At 45.4% G+C, this 1212-nt stretch carries 1 protein-coding gene; it reads left to right on the top strand.

The annotated features are described in order from the left end of the window. Window positions 1-69 precede the first annotated feature (69 nt). The coding region (gene tnpC / locus FJM67_RS17330; RefSeq protein WP_140591942.1) for an IS66 family transposase at window positions 70-1212 on the top strand (1143 nt) is incomplete at its 3' end.

Genomic DNA, 1212 nt, shown 5'->3' with positions numbered 1-1212 from the left:
GCCTTACGGCGTATTTATAGCAAGATTTCGGTATTAACTATCGTATAAAAACACGTTGTATTCAATGGGTTGAGAGTTTTTCAGGGGCGACTACCTAAAGATCTTCCTCGTGAGACCATTTTCTTGGATATCGCTGATGACGATAAAGTCTGCGATTGCTGTCAAGGTGAGCTGCATCGTATCGGTGAAGATACTTCTGAGCGTCTAGACTTCGTTCCTGCTCAACTAAAAGTCATTGAAACGGTACGTCCGAAGTATGCTTGTCGGGCATGTGATCAATCCGGTACCAGCGTTACTATTAAGCAACAAAAACCAGAACTCAGCTTGATTCCCAAAGGAATCGCAACGCCAAGTCTTCTCAGCCAAATCATCACGGGCAAGTTCCAATACAGCCTCCCGCTGTATAGACAGGAATCTTTATTCAAACAATATGGTATCGAACTCAGTCGACGAACCATGTCTGATTGGATGCAGGCTTGTTCCAAGGCCTTGCAACCCTTATATGATCGACTACAAAATATTCTATTAGAACAGCCTGCTCTTCATGCAGATGAAACCACCCTCAACGTGATCCATGAGGATCGGTCTAGTTGCTATATGTGGGTATATTGCTCCGGTTCCGATTCGCCTAGATCAAGTTCAATACCGAATATCGTGTTATACGATTTTAAGCAAACACGTGCAGGCGCTTGTGCGAAAGCCTTTTTAGGCGATTATGCCGGTTATCTTCATGTTGATGGCTATGCAGCTTACAACCAAACAAAGGCAACTCTTGTTGGATGTTGGGCTCATGCTCGCCGCAAACTTAAAGAGAGCGAGCATTTACAACCAAAAGGTAAAGCAGGGACAGCAACGGTTGGGCTGGCAAAAATACAAAAACTCTACGCGATTGAGTCTCAAGCCAAGCAGTTAGACACGGCAGAAGAACGCTATGCGTTTCGCCAAGCTCATGCTCCAGCGGCCTTAGCGGACTACAAGGCATGGCTGGATAAAAACAGTCTGAAGAAACGACCACCCAAAGACAAATTGACGCTTGCGATCAATTACAGTTTAAATCAGTGGGATAACCTCGCGCGATATATAGAATCTGCTGACTTAAGCATCGATAACAATCGCGCTGAACGAGCCATCAAGCCGTTTGTGATTGGCCGTAAAAACTGGTTGTTTGCCAATACCGCAAATGGAGCACAATCCAGCGCTGTGCTGTACAGC

Origin of the sequence: Maribrevibacterium harenarium (genome assembly GCF_006385675.1) — a bacterium.
In the GTDB taxonomy this organism is placed as follows: domain Bacteria; phylum Pseudomonadota; class Gammaproteobacteria; order Pseudomonadales; family Marinomonadaceae; genus Marinomonas; species Marinomonas harenarium.
This window is presented reverse-complemented; position numbering and strand designations above follow the sequence as displayed.